21 protein-coding genes and 1 pseudogene are annotated in these 19,506 nt (G+C 71.0%); 10 read left to right on the forward strand and 12 right to left on the reverse strand.

What is annotated here, in order from left to right; translation table 11 throughout:
- Positions 1-11 precede the first annotated feature (11 nt).
- Genes BM362_RS38980 through BM362_RS39005 form a run of 6 tightly spaced genes read right to left on the reverse strand, consistent with a single transcriptional unit; the run spans position 12 to position 8,122 of the window.
- Positions 12-2,435 carry a GcvT family protein gene (locus BM362_RS38980; RefSeq protein ID WP_093576543.1) on the reverse strand — a complete coding sequence of 808 codons (2,424 nt, stop codon included), beginning with the start codon at positions 2,433-2,435 and terminating at the stop codon, positions 12-14.
- 19 nt (positions 2,436-2,454) lie between these two features.
- On the reverse strand, positions 2,455-3,300 hold the full coding sequence (gene purU / locus BM362_RS38985; protein WP_093576544.1) for a formyltetrahydrofolate deformylase: 846 nt from the start codon (positions 3,298-3,300) through the stop codon (positions 2,455-2,457).
- A complete protein-coding gene (locus BM362_RS38990; protein WP_093576545.1) occupies positions 3,297-3,845 on the reverse strand; it encodes a sarcosine oxidase subunit gamma in 549 nt (182 codons plus the stop codon). The genes purU and BM362_RS38990 overlap by 4 nt, the downstream gene beginning before the upstream one ends.
- Positions 3,835-6,594 (reverse strand): FAD-dependent oxidoreductase, encoded by a 2,760-nt coding sequence (locus BM362_RS38995; RefSeq protein WP_093576546.1) that lies wholly within the window; start codon positions 6,592-6,594, stop codon positions 3,835-3,837. The genes BM362_RS38990 and BM362_RS38995 overlap by 11 nt, the downstream gene beginning before the upstream one ends.
- On the reverse strand, positions 6,591-6,869 hold the full coding sequence (locus BM362_RS39000) for a sarcosine oxidase subunit delta (RefSeq protein ID WP_009078042.1): 279 nt from the start codon (positions 6,867-6,869) through the stop codon (positions 6,591-6,593). Before BM362_RS39000 ends, BM362_RS38995 begins: the two co-directional genes overlap by 4 nt.
- An 8-nt stretch (positions 6,870-6,877) precedes the next feature.
- Complete coding sequence (locus BM362_RS39005) at positions 6,878-8,122, reverse strand: sarcosine oxidase subunit beta family protein (RefSeq protein ID WP_093576547.1); 1,245 nt, start codon at positions 8,120-8,122, stop codon at positions 6,878-6,880.
- A 71-nt stretch (positions 8,123-8,193) separates the two neighbouring features.
- Here BM362_RS39005 and BM362_RS39010 point away from each other — a divergent pair, with 71 nt between their 5' ends.
- Positions 8,194-8,856, forward strand: coding sequence for a GntR family transcriptional regulator (locus BM362_RS39010; RefSeq protein WP_198545674.1), 663 nt, complete (start codon positions 8,194-8,196; stop codon positions 8,854-8,856).
- Between the two features lie 126 nt (positions 8,857-8,982).
- Here BM362_RS39010 and BM362_RS39015 read toward each other — a convergent pair whose 3' ends face one another.
- The gene (locus BM362_RS39015; protein ID WP_067595340.1) at positions 8,983-10,107 is read right to left on the reverse strand and encodes an aromatic ring-hydroxylating oxygenase subunit alpha; all 1,125 of its coding nucleotides are present in this window, start codon (positions 10,105-10,107) and stop codon (positions 8,983-8,985) included.
- A 280-nt stretch (positions 10,108-10,387) separates the two neighbouring features.
- On the opposite strand from BM362_RS39015, the gene BM362_RS39020 reads away from it, so the two are divergent.
- Together BM362_RS39020 and BM362_RS39025 are read left to right on the forward strand one after the other, a co-directional pair.
- Entirely contained in the window at positions 10,388-10,705 is a 318-nt protein-coding gene (locus tag BM362_RS39020; protein WP_067595338.1) for a bifunctional 3-phenylpropionate/cinnamic acid dioxygenase ferredoxin subunit, read from the forward strand.
- Entirely contained in the window at positions 10,702-11,859 is a 1,158-nt protein-coding gene (locus tag BM362_RS39025) for an NAD(P)/FAD-dependent oxidoreductase (RefSeq protein WP_093576548.1), read from the forward strand. Before BM362_RS39020 ends, BM362_RS39025 begins: the two co-directional genes overlap by 4 nt.
- Positions 11,860-11,942: 83 nt before the next feature.
- Here the strand turns inward: BM362_RS39025 and BM362_RS39030 are convergent, their stop codons facing one another.
- Together BM362_RS39030 and BM362_RS39035 are read right to left on the reverse strand one after the other, a co-directional pair.
- Positions 11,943-12,377, reverse strand: coding sequence for a L,D-transpeptidase (locus BM362_RS39030; protein WP_093576549.1), 435 nt, complete (start codon positions 12,375-12,377; stop codon positions 11,943-11,945).
- A gap of 69 nt (positions 12,378-12,446) precedes the next feature.
- On the reverse strand, positions 12,447-13,010 hold the full coding sequence (locus tag BM362_RS39035; RefSeq protein ID WP_093576550.1) for an HD domain-containing protein: 564 nt from the start codon (positions 13,008-13,010) through the stop codon (positions 12,447-12,449).
- A 105-nt stretch (positions 13,011-13,115) separates the two neighbouring features.
- Here BM362_RS39035 and BM362_RS47105 point away from each other — a divergent pair, with 105 nt between their 5' ends.
- Both BM362_RS47105 and lepB read left to right on the forward strand, forming a co-directional pair.
- Positions 13,116-13,316, forward strand: a complete 201-nt coding sequence (locus BM362_RS47105) for a hypothetical protein (RefSeq protein ID WP_143132610.1) — start codon at positions 13,116-13,118, stop codon at positions 13,314-13,316.
- A 540-nt stretch (positions 13,317-13,856) separates the two neighbouring features.
- Positions 13,857-14,741, forward strand: a complete 885-nt coding sequence (gene lepB, locus BM362_RS39045; RefSeq protein WP_093576552.1) for a signal peptidase I — start codon at positions 13,857-13,859, stop codon at positions 14,739-14,741.
- A gap of 212 nt (positions 14,742-14,953) precedes the next feature.
- Here the strand turns inward: lepB and BM362_RS50840 are convergent.
- Positions 14,954-15,382 (reverse strand): annotated as a pseudogene (locus tag BM362_RS50840) (nuclear transport factor 2 family protein); the annotation flags it as partial.
- A 54-nt stretch (positions 15,383-15,436) separates the two neighbouring features.
- On the opposite strand from BM362_RS50840, the gene BM362_RS39055 reads away from it, so the two are divergent.
- Positions 15,437-15,928: a histidine kinase gene (locus BM362_RS39055; RefSeq protein ID WP_067595320.1), complete on the forward strand. Its 492-nt coding sequence runs from the start codon at positions 15,437-15,439 to the stop codon at positions 15,926-15,928.
- A 48-nt stretch (positions 15,929-15,976) separates the two neighbouring features.
- On the opposite strand, the gene BM362_RS39060 is transcribed toward BM362_RS39055, so the two are convergent.
- Positions 15,977-16,606, reverse strand: coding sequence for a DsbA family oxidoreductase (locus BM362_RS39060; RefSeq protein WP_093576565.1), 630 nt, complete (start codon positions 16,604-16,606; stop codon positions 15,977-15,979).
- A 93-nt stretch (positions 16,607-16,699) separates the two neighbouring features.
- Between BM362_RS39060 and BM362_RS39065 the strand changes: the two genes are divergently transcribed.
- Both BM362_RS39065 and BM362_RS39070 read left to right on the forward strand, forming a co-directional pair.
- Positions 16,700-17,194: a hypothetical protein gene (locus BM362_RS39065; RefSeq protein WP_167545595.1), complete on the forward strand. Its 495-nt coding sequence runs from the start codon at positions 16,700-16,702 to the stop codon at positions 17,192-17,194.
- Positions 17,191-17,508, forward strand: a complete 318-nt coding sequence (locus BM362_RS39070; RefSeq protein ID WP_093576553.1) for a winged helix-turn-helix domain-containing protein — start codon at positions 17,191-17,193, stop codon at positions 17,506-17,508. The genes BM362_RS39065 and BM362_RS39070 overlap by 4 nt, the downstream gene beginning before the upstream one ends.
- 32 nt (positions 17,509-17,540) lie before the next feature.
- On the opposite strand, the gene BM362_RS39075 is transcribed toward BM362_RS39070, so the two are convergent.
- Positions 17,541-18,395: an EamA family transporter gene (locus BM362_RS39075; protein WP_244287422.1), complete on the reverse strand. Its 855-nt coding sequence runs from the start codon at positions 18,393-18,395 to the stop codon at positions 17,541-17,543.
- Positions 18,396-18,479: 84 nt separating this feature from the next.
- Here BM362_RS39075 and BM362_RS39080 point away from each other — a divergent pair, with 84 nt between their 5' ends.
- Positions 18,480-19,367 carry a LysR family transcriptional regulator gene (locus tag BM362_RS39080; RefSeq protein ID WP_067595310.1) on the forward strand — a complete coding sequence of 296 codons (888 nt, stop codon included), beginning with the start codon at positions 18,480-18,482 and terminating at the stop codon, positions 19,365-19,367.
- 38 nt (positions 19,368-19,405) lie between these two features.
- Positions 19,406-19,506, forward strand: a 101-nt coding sequence (locus BM362_RS39085; protein ID WP_208865467.1) for a peptide-methionine (S)-S-oxide reductase, incomplete at its 3' end; no start/stop codon positions are given.

The raw sequence follows: 19,506 nt of genomic DNA on the forward strand, positions 1-19,506 counted from the left end.
TTTCCTTCCGCTCAGCGCCGGATGCGCTCCATCCCGGGGTCGACCAGCGGTTCCGCGGCCACAGTCGCGGCGACCCGCCGTCCGAAATACTCGATTTCCACCTGGTCGCCGATCTCCACCGAGCCGGGCAGCCAGGCGTACGCGATGGGGCGGCCGATCGTGTATCCGTAGGCCGCGCTCGTGACGTAACCCGCCGCGGCGCCGTCCACGAACACCGGTTCCTTGCCCAGCACGACAGTCCGGCCGTCGTCCACGGTGAGGCAGCGCAGCCGCCGGGCCGAGGCCTCTTCGCTGCGGCCCTCGATGGCGGCCCGCCCGGCGAACTCGCCCTTCGCCGGGCGCACCGCGAACCCGACCCCGGCCTCGTACGGATCGTGCTCGGTGGTCATGTCGGTCCCCCACAGCCGGTAGCCCTTCTCCAGCCGGAGGCTGTTGAACGCGCCGCGCCCGGCCGCGATGACGCCCAGTGGCTGCCCGGCGCGCCACAGCGCGTCCCACAGGCGCTGGCCGTTGTCCGCGGAGGTGTAGATCTCCCAGCCGAGTTCGCCCACATAGGACAGTCGCAGGATGGTCGCCGGCACCCCGGCGATCCGCGCCCGGCGGCCGCGGAAGTACTTGAGCCCGGTGTGCGAAAGGTCTTCCGCCGACAGCGGTTGCACCAGGTCGCGGGCGAGCGGGCCCCACACGCCGACGCAGCAGGTGCCGCCGGTGGTGTCCACCACCCGGACGCCTTCCGGGGCACGGCCGCACAGGTAGGCGACGTCGATATTGCCGTTGACGCCGACCTGGAACAGCTCCGGTTCCAGCCGCGCCACGGTGATGTCGCTGCGGACGCCGCCCGCGTCGTCGAGCATCAGCGTGTACGTCACCGAGCCGACCGACTTCGCCAGCTGGTTCGTCGTGAGCCCTTGCAGGAACTCCAGCGAACCCGGCCCGCTGACCTCGACGCGCTTCAGCGGCGTCATGTCGTACATCGCGACCCGGTTGCGGGTGTGCCAGGCCTCGGCCGCCACGATCGGCGAGTGGAACTGCCCGGCCCAGGCGTCGCGCGCGGGCGGGAGGAAGTCGTGCGGCAGGTCCTTCAGCCGGGCCGCGTTGGCCTCGAACCAGTGCGGCCGTTCCCAGCCGCCCGCCTCCAGGAACACCGCGCCCAGCTCGCGCTGCCGGGCGTGGAACGGGCTGACTCGCAGGTCTCGCGGGGAAAGCCGGGGCTGCAACGGGTGCAGGACGTCGTAGATCTCCACGAAGTTCCGCTGCGCGGTTTCGCGGATGTACTCGGGAGCCAGCTGGACGTCCTCGAACCGGTGCACGTCCAGTTCGTGCAGGTCGGTTTCCGAGCGACCGTCCACAATAGACTCCGCGACGGCCTTCGCGATGCCAGCGGAATGCGTGACCCAGATGGCCTCGGCGATCCAGAATCCGCGCACGTCGCTCGATTCGCCCACGAGCGAGCCGCCGTCCGGGGTGAAGGAGAAGATGCCGTTGAAGCCCTCCTCCGCCTTCGTCCGGCCCAGCGCGGGCAGCAGGAGCTTGCTTTCCTCCCACGACGGCGCGAAATCTTCCTCGGTGAACGGCAGCATCGACGGCATCGCGGACGCGGTGATCTCGCCGGGCTCGGCGAACTTGTCCACCGGCATCGGGCGGTGCGCGTAGGAGCCGATGCCGAGCCGGTCGCCGTGCTGGCGGAAGTACAGGTCCTGGTCCTGATGGCGCAGGATCGGCAGCGCCGGGCACACCGGGTCTGCCCCGGCCAGTTCGGCGAGCTGGCCGGTCTTCGCGTATTGGTGGGCCAGCGGCAGCAGCGGGACGGTCAGGCCGGCCATCTCGCCGATCTCCCGGCCCCAGAATCCGGCGCAGGACACCACGATGTCCGCCGGGACCGCCCCGGCATGAGTCTCGACGCCGGTGACGTGCCCGTTCGCCTGCTCGATGCCGGTCACGCGGGTCGAGCCGACGAACCGTGCGCCGCGCGAGGAAGCCCGTTTGATCAGCTCGTCCACCGCGCGCGAGGCGACGGCGAGCCCATCGGACGGGACGTACAGCGCGCCGAAGATCTGGTTGCGGTCGAGCATCGGCCAGCGGCGCACGCATTCGTCCGGGTCGATCAGCCGCGCCTCGACGCCCCACGACGTCGCCCAGCCGTGCTTGCGTTTCAGGTCCTCCCAGCGTGCCGGGGTGCTCGCCACCTCCATGCCGCCGACCTGCTCGAAACAGCCGAGGTCGAGCAGTTTGCGGACGGTGTAGCCGGCGAATTCGGTCATCGCCTTGGACGGGTTGGTCTGGAACACCAGCCCCGGCGCGTGCGAGGTCGAACCGCCGGTCAGCGGCAGCGGGCCCTGGTCGAGCACGGTGACGTCGGTCCAGCCGCGCAGCGTCAGCTCGTCGGCGAGGTTCGCGCCCACGATTCCGGCGCCGATGATCACGACACGGGTCATGAGAACTCCCTGGGATAGGTCAGCGGAAGACGACGGTCCGGGTGCCGTTGAGGAGAACGCGCCGTTCGCAGTGCCAGCGCACCGCGCGGGAGAGCGCGAGGGCTTCCGCGTCGCGGCCGACGGTCGCGAGCGCGCGCGGCGAGTGCGAGTGGTCGACCCGCTGCACCTCTTGTTCGATGATCGGGCCTTCGTCGAGTTCGGGGGTCACGTAGTGCGCGGTCGCGCCGACGTACTTGACGCCCCGGTCGTAAGCCTGCGCGTACGGTTTCGCGCCCTTGAAGCCGGGCAGGAACGAGTGGTGGATGTTGATAGCGCGGCCCTGGAGTTTCTGGCACAGCTCGTCCGAGAGGACCTGCATGTAGCGGGCCAGCACGACGAGGTCGATGGCGTGTTCCCGTACCAGGTCGAGCAGGCGCTGTTCGGCTTCCGGCTTGGTCGCCGGGGTCACCGGGATGTGCACGAACGGCAGACCGGCGGCTTCGGCCATCGGGCGCAGGTCCTCGTGGTTGGACGCCACGAGCGCGATTTCCGCGCCGAGCGCGCCCGCGCGCCAGCGGAAGAGGAGGTCGTTGAGGCAGTGCCCGGCCTTCGACACCATAACCAGCAGCCGGTCCGGGGTGCGGTCGGAGAACCGGTACCGCATGGCGTAGTCGCGGGCGACGACGTCGAACTCGCGGGTGAGATCGTCCACAGCGGACCGTCCGGCGCAGGTGAATTCGGTGCGCAGGAACAGTTCCCCGTGCACGTCGTCGTCGAACTGCTGGTGCTCGACGATGTCGCAGCCGTTGCTCACGAGGAACGTCGTCACGGCGTGCACGATCCCGGAGCGCTCCGGGCAGTGCAGGGTCAAGGTGAACTGGGTCAAGACTCCTCCTCTCGGTATTCCAGCGCCGCGTCGGCGAGCCAGGCGGCGAAATAGGGGGCGAACGACTGGCGCACGAGCACGGTGAACTCCGGGTCACGCACGAGCAGGACGATTCCGGTGCGGGCGTACAGCGTCTGGACGCACGTGCCCGGCGGCGCGGCCTTCGGATGGAGGTCGACGGCGCAGCCGTGCGCCAGGACGTCGCGGGCCGCCGGTCCGGCCAGCCGCACGGTGGTGCGCTGCGCGGAGACGTCGGTCACCGCGCCGACGGTGATCGCTTCCCTCAGCGCGTCTTCGGTGCCTGCGGGTGCGCCGAGCACGAGGTACTCGTCCGGCCCCAGCCACAGGACGTCGCCGATGCCGCTGGTAAACCGGCAGGCGTCGGGCAGGGCGGTGCCGAGCACGGCTGCCGCGGCGTCGTGGCCTTCGCGGATGCGGACGTTCAACTGCGAGAGGAACGGGCGTTCTTCGGCGAGCACGGCCGGTGCGCAACTGGAGAGCAGGCCCGCGTGCTCCGCGAGCGGAGACAGGGTCTTAGCCGTCACGGCGGGTCCCCTCCTTGTCGTAGAGCACGGATTCGGTCACCGTCACCGGCACCACCTCGTCGCCGACCGGGACGAACAGGGTCTCCCCGATTCGTTCCCGGCCGGAGCGGACGAGCGCGAGCGCGAAGGTGCGGTCCAGCACGGCGCTCGGGTAGCTGGAGGTGACGTGGCCGAGCATGCGGACCGGCGGGCGCGGGACGTGCGCGGTTTCGATGATCTGCGCGCCCTCCGGCAGCAACACCGTCGGATCGACCGGCAGCAGGCCGACGAACTGTTTCCGGTCCGGGCGCAGGTTTTCCGCCCGCGAGAAGGACCGTTTGCCGAGGAAGCCGGCTTTCTTCTTGGACACCGCCCAGCTCATGCCGAGGTCCTGCGGGGTGACCGTGCCGTCGGTGTCCTGGCCGATGATCGGGTAGCCCTTCTCCGCGCGCAGGACGTGCATCGTCTCGGTTCCGTACGGCGTGATTCCCCGCGACGCCAACGCTTCCCAGAGCGCGAGTCCGTACCAGGAGGGCACGTTGATCTCGTACGCCAGCTCGCCGGAGAAGCTGATCCGGCACACTCGCGCGGCGATTCCGGCGACGTCGGCGTCGCGCCAGGCCATGAAGCCGAAGGCCTCGTTGCTGACGTCCAGCTCCGGCGCGAGCCCGGCCAGGATCTCGCGCGAACGCGGGCCGACGAGCGCGACGGTGGCCCAGTGCTCGGTGACCGAGGTGGCGAACACGCGCAGGTGCGGCCATTCGGTTTGCAGCCACTCCTCCATCCAGTCCAGCACCATCGCGGCGTTGCCGGTGGTCGTGGTGACGAGGAAGCGGTCCTCGGCCACGCGGATGACGGTGCCGTCGTCGATGACCATGCCGTCGACCCCGCACATCACCCCGTAGCGGATCCGGCCGACCTTGAGCGTGCTCATCAGGTTCGTGTAGAGCAGGTCGAGGAATTCGGCGGCGTCCGGGCCTTGGACGTCGATCTTGCCGAGCGTGGAACCGTCCATCATGGCCACGTCGGTACGGGCGGCGAGGCATTCGCGCCGGACAGCGGCGGGCAGGTCCTCCCCCGGCCGCGGGTAGTACCACGGGCGCTTCCACTGGCCGACGTTCTCGAACTCCGCGCCGTGCCCGACGTGCCAGGAGTGCAGTGCGGTGACGCGGACCGGGTCGTGCAGTTCGCCGCGGTTCCGTCCGGCCAGCGCGGCGAAGGCGACCGGGGTGTACGGCGGGCGGTAGGTGGTCGGACGGCGGTCCGCGAGGTCGGCGCCGAGGGCTTCCGCGGTGATCCCGGCGGCGAGCATGCCGGAGGTCTTGCCCTGGTCGTGCGCGGTGCCGATGGTGGTGTAGCGCTTGACGTGCTCCAGCGAGGTGAGTCCCGCGCCGGTCGCGCGGAGGACGTCGGAGACGGTGGCGTCGCGCTGCAGGTCCACGAAGCTGGTGTCCACATCGGACTCCGCGCCGGGGATCTGCCATTCGACGGCGGGGGCGAGTTCGCGCGGCTGTGCGTCGGAGACCGGGAGCGGAATTTCCACCGGTGCTTTCGCCGCGGCGGCGCGGCCTTCTCGCACGCAACCGGCGAAGTCGAGGGTGCCGTTCGCGCTCCCCGCCACCCGCGCGGTCGGGAGGTCGCCGTCCGGGACGTACGCGCCGAGGGCGGGTTCGTAGCGCAGGGCACCGCGCAGCTGGCTGAAGAGGTGGACTGCGGGGGTCCAGCCGCCCGAGACCAGGAGCGTGTCGCACGGGATCAGTTCCCCGGCGACGCGCACGCCGGTGACGCGTTCAGTGCCCTCGGTCCCGGTCACTGCGGTGCCGGTGCGGACTTCGATCCCCCGTTCCGCACAGGCCGCGTTTTCCGGCGCGGTTGGGCGGACGTCGACCACCAGCGGGACCTCGACTCCGGCGTCGGCGAGGTCGATCGCGGTGGCGTAGGCGGAATCGTCCATGGTGAACACCACCGCGCGGCGGCCGGGCACGACACCGTACCGGTGCAGGTAGGTCCGCGCGGCGCTGGCCAGGAAGATGCCGGGGCGGTCGTTGTCCGGGAACACGATCGGACGCTCGTGCGCGCCGGTCGCGAACACGGTCCGCGCCGCGCGGATCCGCCACACTCGCTGCCGGGCCGCACCGGACGTGCGGTTTTGCACGGCGAGGACGAAACCGTCGTCGTAGGCGCCGAACGCGGTGGTCCGGTCGAGCACGTCCACGTCCGGGGTCGCGCGCAGTTCGTCGCCGATCGCACGGGCCCATTCGACGGCGGGTTTGAGGTCCACGTACTCGTTCGAGCCGAGCAGCGAACCGCCGGGCTCGGGCTGGTCGTCCACCAGCACGACCCGGGCTCCGGCTCGCGCCGCCGTGCGAGCCGCGACCAGACCGGCCGGACCGGCACCGACCACGAGTACGTCGCAGTGCAGGTGCTTCGCGTCGTACCGCGCCGGGTCCGGTTCGGCCGCCAACCGGCCCTGGCCGGAGAGGCTGCGCGCGACCAAGCCGTCGTACAGCTCGACGGTGGTCGCGGTCCGCATCGGTTCGGGGAACGGCTTTTCCAGCTGTACCACCGCGTTCGGCTCTTCGACACCGGCCGCCATGATGCCGCGCGGACGGCCGAGCTTGACGCTCCGCGCGACCTGGTGCACGCCGTTGGCGAGCAGCGCGGACGCGAGCGTGTCGCCCGGGTGCCCGGTGAGCTCGCGGCCGTCGAAGGCGAACCGGAGCAGGGTGTCGCGGTCGACGTGGCCGCCGCTGGGGAGGCGGAAGGTCATGGGATCACCGGCCGGGGTTCGTCGAGGCGGTAGACCGCCGCGAGTTCGTGGGTGCGGGTGTCGCGGACGGCGTTGAACCAGCGGCGGCAGCCCGCGCTGTGCGTCCAGCGCTCGGCGAGCGGGCCGCTCGGATTGGCGCGGAAGAAGACGTACTTCGCCCACTCCTCGTCCGACAGCGCCGCCGGGTCCTGGGGGTACGCGACGTGGGCTTGGCCGCCGTAGTGGAATTCGGTCTCCTCGCGGGGACCGCACCAGGGGCAGGGAATCAGCTGCACAGTGGCTCCTAATGGGCGACGGCGGCGGCGCCGTGCTCGTCGACGAGCGCGCCGGTGGTGAACCGGTCCAGGGTGAACGGTTCGGCGTACGGATGCGGCTTGCCCTTCGCGACGGTGTGCGCGAAGCAGTCGCCGACACCCGGCGTGGCCTTGAACCCGCCGGTCCCCCAGCCGCAGTTGAGGTACAGGTTCTCCACCGGGGTCAGCCCGACGATCGGCGACGCGTCCGGAGTGACGTCGACGATGCCCGCCCAGGTCCGCAGCAGGTGCGCCCGCGCGAACACCGGGAACAGCTCCAGCGCGGCGGCCATCTGGTCCTCGATGATGTGGAACGCGCCGCGCTGGCCGTAGCCCGCGTAGGAGTCGATGCCCGCGCCCATCACGAGTTCTCCCTTGTGCGCCTGGGAAACGTAGACATGCACGGCGTTCGACATCACCACCGTCGGGTGCACCGGTTCGAGCAGTTCGGACACGAGCGCCTGCAGCGGATGCGACACCAGCGGCAGGTCGATCCCGGCCGTCTTCGCCAGCACCGAACTGTGCCCGGCCGCGCACAACGCGACCTTCCCGGCGGCGATCCGGCCCCGGCTGGTCTCCACCGCGACGACCTTGCCGTCCCGCGTGTCGATGCCGGCGACCTCGCAGTTCTGGATCAGATCGACGCCCAGCGCGGCGGCCGCGCGGGCGAAACCCCAAGCCACGTAGTCGTGTTTGGCGATTCCGGCGCGCGGCTGGTAGGTCGCGCCGAGCACCGGGTACCGGACCTCCGGCGAGGTGTTCACGATCGGGCAGAGTTCCTTGACCCCGTCCGCGTCGACCCATTCCGCGTCGATCCCGTTGAGCCGGTTGGCGTTCACCCGGCGCACGCTGTCGCGGACGTCTTGCAGGCTGTGCGCGAGGTTGAGCACGCCGCGCTGGCTGAACAGGATCGGGTAGCCGAGCTCTTCTTCGAGGCCTTCCCACAGCTTGAGCGAGTGCTCGTAGATGCCGGAGCTTTCGTCCCACAGGTAGTTGGAGCGGATGATCGTGGTGTTGCGGGCCATGTTCCCGCCGGCGAGCCAGCCCTTTTCCAGCACCGCGACGTTGGTGATGCCGTGCACCTTGGCGAGGTAGTACGCGGTCGCGAGGCCGTGCCCGCCGCCGCCCGCCACGACGACGTCGTACGCGCGCCGCGGCTCCGGGTCCCGCCACAGGAAATCCGGGTGGTCCGGAAGGTCCGCGCCCGGGGGACGAGGCTGGTCCGTCGTGGTCATTCCGGCTGGCCTCCCGTATCGGACAACTGGTCGACTACTGATATATCAATCTTCGTTGTAGAGTAGGCCGGGTGCGCACCCCGGTCAACCACGTCATCCCGGCCGCCGCCCCGTCGCTGGCCGAACGCGCCTACGAGTTCCTGCGCGACCGTCTCGTCATGCTCGACATCAAGCCGGGCGACCCGATCAACGAGGAATGGGCGGGCGGCGTGCTGGAGATGGGCCGCACGCCGATCCGCGAAGCGCTGAAGCGCCTCGAAACCGAACGCCTCGTGGTGGCGTATCCGCGTCGCGGCACGTTCGCCACGGACGTCAACATCTCCGACCTCGCGCACATCTCCGAGGTCCGGCGCACCCTCGAACCGACGGCCGCCGCGTCCGCCGCCACCCGCGCGACGGACGAGGACCGGGCGCGCCTGGTCCGGCTGCGCGACCAGCTGGATTCGGCCACACCGAGGGAAAACGCCGACCTCCTGCGCACCGACCTCGAACTCCACCGCGCGATCTACCGCTGCGTGCACAATCCGTTCTTCGAGGACACGCTGATCCATTACGACAACCTCGCGACCCGGATCTGGTGCGTGTTCCTCCCCCGGCTGCGCGGCATGGCCGGGCACGTGGACGAGCACTCGCCGCTGCTGACGGCGATCGCCGAGGGCGACGCGAAGAAGGCTTCGGCGTTGACGCTGGAGCATGTGACGGGGTTTGAGGAGGCGATCCGGGCGCTCATCTAGGGTGTCGTGCGCGGTGATCACGGCTAGAACCGGGATCACCACGCAGGAGAGCCCCGGCTGCCGCACAGACGGCTGCCGGTGCGCGAGGTCGTGCGTGTTCATGCCGGCGAGAACCGGGATCGCCGCTCACGACTCCCCCGTCTGCGCGCGCACCCAGGCGTGGAACTCGCCGATGTGGTGTTCGTTCGGCACCAGCACCCCGCCGCGGGCGTAGGCGCGCGAGCCCATCGCCTGCTGGCACCGTTCGCACGCCTCGAAGTCCTGCTGGTTCACCCGGTGGAACAGCTCCACCGAACGGTCGAGGTCCGCGCCCGATGCCACGACCTCCGGCAGGTACAGCCAGTCGCAGCGGACCAGGGTGCGGTCCGGGGCGAGCGGGAACATCCGGTGCACGATCACGTGGTCCGGCACCAGGTTCACGAACACCTGCGGCCGGATCGTGATCGCGTAGTACCGCCGGTCCTGGTGCTCGCCGACGCCCGGCAGGCGCTGCACGCCGTCGCCGCCGTCCACAGTGAACCCGGTGACGTCCGAGCCGAATTCCGCGCCGTGGCCGACGAAATACTGCGCCGCGTACCCGTCCGCGAACTCCGGGAGCACCTCGGTGAGCTCCGGATGGATCGTCGCGCAGTGGTAGCACTCCATGAAGTTCTCGATGATCTGCTTCCAGTTCGCGCGCACGTCGTACTCGATGCGCCGGCCCAGCGACAGGTTCTCGATCCCGTAAGCCTCGATCTCGCCGGGACCGCCGAGCCGTGCGCTCACGTCGGCCTGCACGGTGTCCGCGAAGGACGGTGCTTCTCCGGCGAGGCAAACCCAGGCGTAGCCGAGCCATTCGCGCAGATGCACCGCCGTCAGGCCGTACTCGACGCGGTCGACGTCCGGCATGCCGGTCAGATTCGGGGCGGCGACGAGCTTTCCGTCGAGACCGTAGGTCCAAGCGTGGTACATGCACTGGAAAGCACGCTTCACCGAACCCTTCTCGTCGGTGCACAGCCGAGCGCCGCGGTGGCGGCACACGTTCAGGAACGCGCGCAACGCCCCGTCGCGGCCGCGCGCGATCAGCACGCTTTCGCGACCGGCTTGCACGGTCTCGAACGAGCCGGGCGAGGGCAGGTCGGCGCTGCGCACCGCGCAGAACCACCCCGCTTCGAAGATCCGCTCCTGCTCCCGGGCGAAGATCGCCGGGTCGGTGTAGTGCGGCCCGGGCAGAGTCGGCAGCAGGCTCTGCGGGAGGTCGATAGCGGTCACCGGCAGGGCTCCTCTCGCACACGATCGAAGTTGCGTATTACGCGTCTTGTTGCCCTCTCCGGAACAAGATGAGGCTCAACCGGGGCGCTGTCAAGCACCCCGGCGGTGCCGCACCCGTTCGCGGGAACCGCTCTCGACCAGGGCTTTCATCCGGAACTGCGCTCCGAAAAACTCCACCCCGCGCCCCCTTGACGGCACCCCTCCGGCGCGCCCAGACTCTGTTGCGTATCACGTCGAGTGTTCCTCAATACGCAACAATCACCCGGCTTCGGAGGAATCAATGCTGCGCGCGTGCACTGTGGACGAGCTGCCCCCGGGCGAGTCCGTCCGGATCGCGGGGCCCGAGCCCATCGCCGTCTTCAACGCCGACGGCGAGCTGTATGCGATCGGGGACACCTGCACCCACCAGGACGCGTCGCTGGCCGACGGCTGGCTCGAAGGCTGCTTCGTGGAGTGCCCGCTGCACGCGGCGCTCTTCGACCTGCGCACCGGGATGCCGTCCTGCCTGCCCGCCAAGCAGCCGGTGCGCACATACCAGGTGCAGGTCCACGACGGCGTGATCTACGTGCTCGCCGAAGCCGCCGAGGACGCTGCGTGAAAACGGTCGCGATCGTCGGTGCCTCGCTCGCCGGTGCCCGAGCCGCGCAGGAGTTGCGCGCCCAGGGGTTCGACGGTCGCGTGGTGCTCATCGGCGAAGAGCCGCATCTCCCCTACGACCGGCCGCCGCTGTCGAAGGCCTTCCTGGCCGGATCCGCGTCGCGCGAGTCGCTGGACCTGCTGGATGCCGACGATCTCGCCTCGCTGGACATCCGGCTCGGGACCCGCGCGGAACGGCTCGACCCCTCGACCGGCCGTCTCGTCCTGTCCGGCGGAGAACTGGAAGCGGACGGCCTCGTCCTTGCCACCGGTGGCCGTGCGCGCGCCTTGCCGGGCACGGAATCTGTTGCCGGAGTTCATGTTCTGCGCACCTTGGACGACTCGCTCGCCCTGCGCGAGGAGCTGGTTCCCGGTGCGCGCGTGGTGATCGTGGGCGGCGGGTTCATCGGGGCGGAGGTGGCGTCGACGTGCCACGGCTTGGGCTTGGAGGTCACCGTCTTGGAGGCACTGCCGACGCCGATGGCGCGCGTGCTGGGGCCGGAACTCGGGGCGATCTGTGCGCGCCTGCACGACCGGAACGGCGTCACCCTGCGCTGCGGCGCTTCGGTGGCCGGGCTTTCCACGCTCGCCGGCCGGGTCACCGGGGTGCAGCTGGAAACCGGCGAGAAGCTGCCCGCTGACGTGGTCGTCGCCGGGATCGGCATGGCCCCGGCGGTCGAGTGGCTCGACGGCTCCGGGCTGGCGGTCGGCAACGGCGTGCGCACCAACGCCGGCCTGGTCGCTTCGCTGCCGAACGTGGTCGCGGCGGGCGACGTCGCGGCGTACGGACCGGCGGGCGCCCGGAACGAGCACTGGACGAACGCCACCGAACAGGCGTCGGTCGCGGTCGCCAATCTGCTGGCCGGGCAGGTGGTCCGGGAGTACGAGCCGAGCGGCTACGTCTGGTCCGATCAGTACGCCGGGACCCTCCAGCTCGCCGGGCACCCCTTGCCCGAGGACGAGGTGCGCTTCGCCGACGGCGGCCCGGACGACGAATCCCTCCTCGCCACCTACCACCGCGACGGCCGGACCGTGGCGGTGTTCGGGCTCAACAACCCGAGGGGGTTCGGCCGCCTGCGCCGGCAAGCGCTGCGGCGGCCGATGCCCGTCGGGTGATCACCGCCTGCCCGGCGACGCGGGCTTGAGCGGTCCGTGAGGGCGGCCCGCACGGACATCAAGAGCCTTTCGGGTGTTGGTGGTTATCGCACGACCTGCACCACGTCGCCCGGCTGCAGCGCGTTGAAGAACGCCACCGCGTCGGCGTGCGACAGGTGGACGCAGCCGTGCGACTGGACCTTCAGGCTGCCCTGGTGGAACGCCACCCCGGTGTTGGTGAAGAACACCGAGTACGGCATCGGGCCGTGGAACTGCTTGCTGTAGTGGTCGATGTCCTTGTACTGCACGCGGAACGTGCCGACCGGGGTCGGGTACTTGGGCTTGCCGACGGTCACGCGTACCCCGCCGCGGGTGACCTTGCCGTTGTCCATCAGCCACGCCGTGTTCGCCGACAGTTTCAAGCACGCTTTCGCCTGCGCGCCGCACGGCGGTCCCGCCGCCTCCGCGCTTGCCGTGAATCCGATCGTTGCCGCCATCGCCGCGATACTGGCCAGCACTGCCGTGAGTTTCCGGTTCATCCTGTGCCTCCCGAGACGGTCGTGCTGGGAATCTTTCCCAGCGAGGACAGTTTCAAACCATACGTGCGCCTATGTGGGTGATCCCTCACGGGACCGCCAGGACAGCGGCGACGTCGCCAAGGCCGCCTCGGCGACGCGCCGGGCGGTCTCGGTGAAGAGTCCGGCCTGCGCCGACGCGAGCCATTCGTCCACTGTGGAGACTCCGGCCGCCCGGTATTCGAGAGCCTGGAAAAGCATCTCGAGTTTGTCGGCGTCCTTCGCGCACCGCGCTTCGGGCGTCTCGCGCGTTTCGTACTCGTTCACCGCTGTCCGCACGGTTTCCGCCGAGGCACGCGGCAAACCCGCAGTCTGGTCCGCCGTGATCGCCCTCGGTTCCGGCTTCGCGAGGTACGGCGCGGCGGTGTGCGGCAGGTCGCCGGTGCGGGTCTCCTGGGTGTCGTGCCACAGCGCGAGAAACGCCGCGCGCTCCGGGTTCGCGCCTTCCTCGGCGGCGAGGAGCGCGGCCAGCTGCGCCGCGCGGAGGCTGTGCTCGGCCACCGACTCCGGGTCGCGGACTCCCGCCTGCCACCAGCCCGCGCGGCGGACCCGCTTGAGCACCCCCAGCTCGAACCCGAACGCGGCCAGGCCGTCCATTCCGCAGTCCCCTTCCCGTGCCGGTCCCGGCGCCGGCTCCAGTGCCGGAGCCTACGGGGCGTGGCATGCCGCCCGGACAGCCGCTTCGTCCCCAGGAAGCCTCGCGTGAGCACTGTGCTGGCCGAGCACGACGGTCCGGTCACCACCATCGGCATCAACCGTCCGGAGCGCCGTCGACCGCGCCACCGCCGAGGCATTGTTGGCGGCAACCGTCCTTCCTGGCCCGGCTGGAACCCACCCACGCTGGGAAAGGCCTCGGCCAGCTCCCGCACGCGATGCGTCTCCGCCGCGGGCACCTGCTGGTGATCGGCCACGGTGCCGCACGGCCCGGATACGAAGCCCTCGCCCGGAAACTCGGAATCGCCGGAAATCTCAGCGGCGACGCGAGATTCCGGGCTCTCCGCAGTGCGAGATCGCTCGCGCTCTGCCCGACCAGTCCGAACGACACCTTCCCGACGGCGTTGCTCGAAGCGTGGGCGAGCCGGCGGTCGGCCCGCTTGCCGCGCTGCGGAGCTGGACCGTCTTGAGAGCAGCCCGGGGCTGGCGCACGCGATCCGGGAGAATGCCCGCGAACTCGTCCGCCGGTACCCGTGGAGCCATCGGGTCGCGCAGTTCGCCGAGCGGCTGACCGCGCTCGACCGGCGTGCTGCTCCGGTCTCGCGAGGACGCCAACCGCGCCCCAGCCCTCCCGCTTCCACCGGATTCCGGAATCCTCCCCCGGTTCCGGCCCGTTTTCCTTCCCTGCGGGCGAATCCTCCGGTTGCCGTCCCGCTCACCGGCACGACCCCCCGATCGTGGCCGCGCGCGGTCCGCCGCCGGGCGCGCGGATCTGGGTAGCCTGACGGCGTGGCCGACCCGATCCCCCCAGTCCCCGCCCCCGGCGAGTCCGGATCCGAGCGTCCCGGCGCCGACGAGCCGCCCAGGAAGGGACGGCGCAAGCGCCCGTTCTGGCAGGAGCTGCCGATCCTGATCGGGATCGCGCTGGTGCTGACGATCCTGATCCAGCAGTTCGTCGCGAAGGTGTTCCTGATCCCGTCGGCGTCGATGGAGACGACGCTGCACGGCTGCGACGGCTGCTTCGGCGACCGGGTCGTCGTCGACCGCGTCACCTACGATTTCACCGATCCCGCCCCCGGCGACGTCATCGTCTTCCGCGGCCCGCAGCCGTGGACCGCGAACGAGATCGCCCCGCAGGAGCCGGGCAACTTCTTCACCAAGACGTTGCGCGGCCTCGGTTCCCTGGTCGGCTTCGCGCCGCCGGACGAGCGCGACTTCGTGAAACGCGTGATCGCGGTCGGCGGCCAGACCGTCCAGTGCTGCGACCCGCAGGGCCGCGTCCTGGTCGACGGCAAACCGCTCGACGAGCCGTACGTGCACTGGCTGGACCAGCCGCCGACGGTGCGGCAGGCCTTCCCCCCGGTCACCGTCCCGAAGGGAAGCCTCTGGGTGATGGGCGACAACCGCGAGAACTCGTGCGACTCCCGCTGCCAGGGCGGCGGCGGGGTCAACGGCACCGTCCCGGTGGACGACGTCATCGGCAAGGCGCGGGTGATCGTCCTGCCGCCGTCGCGCTGGGGCGGTGTCAGCGACCACGACCCGCAAGCCGCGCCCGCCGCGCTCGGGGCTCCGGCGTGGCAGCGGGGAATCCCGCTCGGGGCCGGGGCGCTGCTGGCGTTCCCGGCGCTCGCGGCCGGGCGGGGTGTGCGGCGGAAGCTGAGCAACCGGGACTGACTTTCGCGGGCGGCGAAGGCGCGGGGCCTTGCGTCGGCTTCTCGCCGCCGGCGTTGTCCGTGCGGGGAACCCTGAGGGAATCTGATTCCTTCAGGGTTCCCCGCACCGACGTCGGCGAGGTCTGGACCACCTGGGCACCGGCCCGGACTGGCCGCCCGCACGACCTCCGTCCGGAGATGCCGCGTCATCCGCGGCACCGGCGTCCGTTCGGCGAACCGCCACTCGTCCCCGCGCCGGACGAACCGGTCGTCGTAGTGCCCGGTCGCGATCGGTTGCGGCGGAAGGTCTTCCGCGGCTGGGAAAACGGTGAAGCAACTGTGCGCGGAAGCCGTGTCCTCCCCCGCCGCGATCCGGACGTTCGTCGTCACGTGGCGGGTCCTCGGGATGGATGATCCGGATGTCGCGGAACCAGTTCTCCACCGCCGCCGCGGTGCAGGGCGCCCTCGCGGAACAGCCCGCCCGCCCCGGCCAGATCGCCCGCGTCGATGCGCGCGGCGCAGGTCGTGATCAGGTCCTGGATCGCCCACCGGGCAGGCTCTGCCGAGATCCGGCCAGCACAAGGAGTTCCGCGGCGGACCCGTGACCTGCGGTTCTCCCGGACACCGCCCTCCCGCCGCAGCGCGTCCCGGCGGCGGTGGCATGATGCCCGCACGGTCCCGGCCGATCGGACCGCTCGCCGAGGAGGAAGGTGACGCTTGAGCACGCGCACTACCCAGGTGGACGACCTCCGGCTGGTGGCGCAGCCGAGCGCGGTCCCGTGCACCGAGCTGTTCGTCCGCCTGATCCTGACCGACTGGTCCCTGACGCCGATGCTGGACCAGGTCACGAACGCCGCGGTCCGGCTCGTCGGCGACGTCGTCGACCAGAGCAGCCCGTCCGCGCCCGCCTTCGTGACCGTACGGCTCCAGCTGCGCGGAGACCGGCTCGTCATCGAGGTCGACGACGACCTCGTCGCCCCCTCCCCGCCGCGCGACGAACGGATCGGCGTGCGCCCCGGCGAGCGCGGCGGCCGCACCACGTGGTGCGAACTGGCGCTGCCCGGCGGGATTTCCGCCGGGCAGGTCCGGCTGCCGCGCCGGGGCGACCGCCGCACGCTGGTGGACGAACCCGTCTCCGGCGAACCGGTCACCGCGGACCCGCAGGTGCTCGAACGGCTGCTCAACCGCCTCAGCACCTGGTCGGAGTAAAGCGCTCCGGAAGGGACGCCCGGCTGTTCTCCGGCAGCCGGGCGGAGCTCAGCTCCCGGCCGAAGCCTCCCAGGCTTTCTCCAGCGCCTGCGCGAAAACCTCCGCGGACTGCCCGCCGGACACCCCGAACCGCCGTCCCAGCACGAAAAACGGCACCCCGCCCGCGCCCAGTTCCGCGGCCTCGCGCTCCTCGGCCCGGACCGCCTCCGCGTACCGCGACGGGTCCGCCAGCACCGCTTCGGCCTCGCCGCGCGGCAATCCGGCCTCCTCGGCGACCTCGGCCAGACCGTCCGAGGTGAACACCGGCCGGGCCTCAGCGAAATTCGCGCGGAACAACGCGGACACCATCTCGTTCTCCAGCCCCTTTTCGCGGGCCAGATGCAGCAGGCGGTGCGCGTCGAAGGTGTTGCCGATCTCCCGGTCCGTCCGGTAACCGAGCCCTTCCGCCGCCGCGAGACCGGCGACCCGCTGCTCCATCCCGGCCGCCCGCGGTCCGTACTTCGCGGTGAGCATGTCCAGCAACGGCTCGGTCCCGGCCCTACCGGGATCCAGCTCGAACGACCGGTAGGTCACGGTCACCTCGTCCCGGTGCTCGAACCCGGCCAGCGCCTTCTCGAACCGCGCCTTCCCGAGGTAGCACCACGGGCACACGACATCGCTCCAGATTTCCACCTGCATGCCGCCAGCGTAGAGCGCCACCGGAGCCGACTACTTGCCGATGCGGAAAGAAGTAGCTACATTCCACGTAGGCAAGTAGTCGAGGAGGACATCATGACCGACGAGGAACGCGCCGCCGAGGCGCTCGCCACTGTTCAGGACCACCAAGACCGCGCACGTCGCGCAGCGCGGCTGCCGTGGTGGGTCTACCTGGTGATTTTCGTGGTCACCGCCGGATTCACCGCGGTGAACGACTTCGTCGACCTCGACGGCGGCAAGTTCGTCGCGGGTGTCGTGCTCGGCCTGCTGCTGATCGCGCTCGCCGTCGGCGCGCGGCTGCGGTCCGCGCCGCTCAGCCACGCGCGCGGAGTACAGCAGCGGCAGGAGTTCGTCCCGTGGGTCTTCGTCGTGGTCGCGGTCGTCGGCGGCGCCGCGGCTTGGCTGCTTTCCCGCTACGGCACCGACGCGGCCGCTGATCTCGCCGGCGCGCTCGGACTGCGCGACTACCCCTACACCGTCGCCGGGGTGCTCTTCGGGCTCGCGTTCACCCTGCTGTTCGCGCTCTCGCAGGCGCTGCTCGCCGTCGCCCGGCGGCGAGGGGATCGATGACCGCCGCTCCCCCGCCGGGGCTCGACCGGCTGCTGTCCGACCCCACCCGGCTGGCCATCATGTCCGTGCTGTCCGCTGTGGACTGGTGCGACTTCGCGTTCTTGCGGGACTCCGTGTCGCTCTCGGATTCGGCACTGTCCAAGCAACTCACGACGCTCCGCACCAACGGTCACATCGAGCAGCAGCGGAAGTATCTCGGCCGGGTCCCGAAAACCTCGATCCGCGCTACCGAGGACGGGCGGCGAAGATTTCTCGGGCACGTCGAAGCGTTGCGGGACATTGTCGAACGCACGCCGCGGCCGCACGACTCGTGAGTGCCTGTGCCGGTGAGAACCGGCACAGGCACTCACGAGACCGCAACCGGCTCCCGTGCCCCGGTCCGTTCCGCGCCGATGCCCGCGGCCACCACGAACGCGATCCCGGCCGCCGCGGCGACGTTCGGCACCTGGTGCAGCACGATCAGCCCGAGCACGAGCGCGATCGCCGGTTCCAGGCTCATCAGCGTCCCGAACGCCGACGCCGTCAACCGGCGCAGCGCCAGCATTTCCAGGCTGAACGGCACCACCGGCACGAGCACCGCGAGCCCGAGCCCGGCGAGCACCAGCGGCCACGTCAATTCGCCGGCCACCGCCGGAGCGTGCACCACGGTGGCGACCAGACCGGCCACCGGCATCGACACCGCCAGCCCGCGCAGGCCCGACACCTCGTCGCCGACTCGTTGCGTCAGCACGATGTACGCGCCCCAGCAGACGGCCGCCGCGAGCGCGCAGCCGACGCCGGCCAGGTCGGTCCCGCCCTGCCACGGCTGGGTCAGCAGCACCACTCCGGCCGCCGCCAGGACCGGCCACACCCGGGTTCCGCCGCGGCCGCGCACGATCGCGACGGTCAGCGGGCCGAGGAATTCCAGCGCGCTCGCGGTGCCCAGGGGCAACCGGGTCGCCGCGACCATGAACAGAATCGTCATTCCGGCCGTCGCGAAGCCGAGCACCACGCACGTCAGCAACGCCGGGCGGCGGAACGCCGACGGCCGCGGCCGCACCAGCACCACGAGCAGCACACCGGCCCACGCGAGCCGCAGCCACGCGACGCCGGCCGGCCCGATCTGGTTCGCGAGACTGACCGAAACCGCCAGTCCGAACTGGACGGACAGCATGGCGCCGACAGCGAGGGCGACACCGGCCCGGGGAGTGGAGGGAAGCACGCTGTCCAGGAGAACGCATCCAGACCGTTCGTGTTCACCTGCCAATCCTGGACGTACCGTCCGGATATCCTGGACAATCGGGGGATGGAGACCCGCAGGCTGCAGTTCCTACTCGAGTTGTCGCGGCTGGGCTCGATGCGCGCGGTGGCGGACGTGCTCGAAACCACAACGTCGACCGTCTCGCAGCAGATCTCGGTGCTGGCCAAGGAAACCGGCGTCGCGCTGCTCGAACCGGACGGCCGCCGCGTGCGCCTGACTCCCGCCGGGCGACGGCTCGCCGAGCACGCCGTGACGATCCTGGGCGCGGTCGAGGCCGCCCGGGTGGACCTCGATCCCGAGGCCGAACCCGCCGGAACCGTGCGGGTCGCGGGGTTCGGGACCGGCGTGCGGCACGCGGTGCTCCCGGTCGCGGATCTCCTCGCGCAGCGGCATCCGCGGGTCCGCGTCGTGATCAGCGAGCACGAACCCGCCGAAGCACTCGCTCAGCTCCGGACCGACGACGTCGACCTCGCCCTCACCTACGACTACGACCTCGCGCCCGCGACCGCCGACCCGTCGCTGGCCGTCCGTCCGCTGTGGGCGGAGCCGTGGGGTCTCGCGGTGCCGCGCGCGGACGCGAACCGGTTGCGGGGCACCGGAACCCTCGACGTCTTCACCGCGTTCCGCGACCGCGACTGGATCGGCAACTCCCGCAACGGCGCGGACGAAACGGTCGTCGGGACGCTGGCGTCGATGGCCGGGTTCGCGCCGCGGTTCACCCACCGCGCGGACAACCTCGACCTGGTCCAGGACCTGATCGCCGCGGGCGGCGGGGTCGGCCTGCTGCCCGAGTCCTGGGCGACCCGGCCGGACGTCGCCGTGCTGCCGCTGACCGGGCCCGACGTCCGGCTGCGGGCCTTCGCCTGCACCCGGCGCGGGCGCGACGCCTGGCCGCCGCTCGCCCTCGTCCTCGGGCTCCTGCCCGGCGACTAGCATGGCGGCGGAAGCGGTTCGAGCACGGAGGAGGCGAAATGGCCACGGAAAAGGCGATTCTGGCCGGCGGGTGTTTCTGGGGCATGGAGGAGCTGTTCCGCCACCAGCCCGGCGTGACCGCGACCCGCGTCGGCTACAG

Source organism: Amycolatopsis rubida, assembly GCF_900115345.1.
GTDB classification, from domain to species: Bacteria; Actinomycetota; Actinomycetes; order Mycobacteriales; family Pseudonocardiaceae; genus Amycolatopsis; species Amycolatopsis rubida.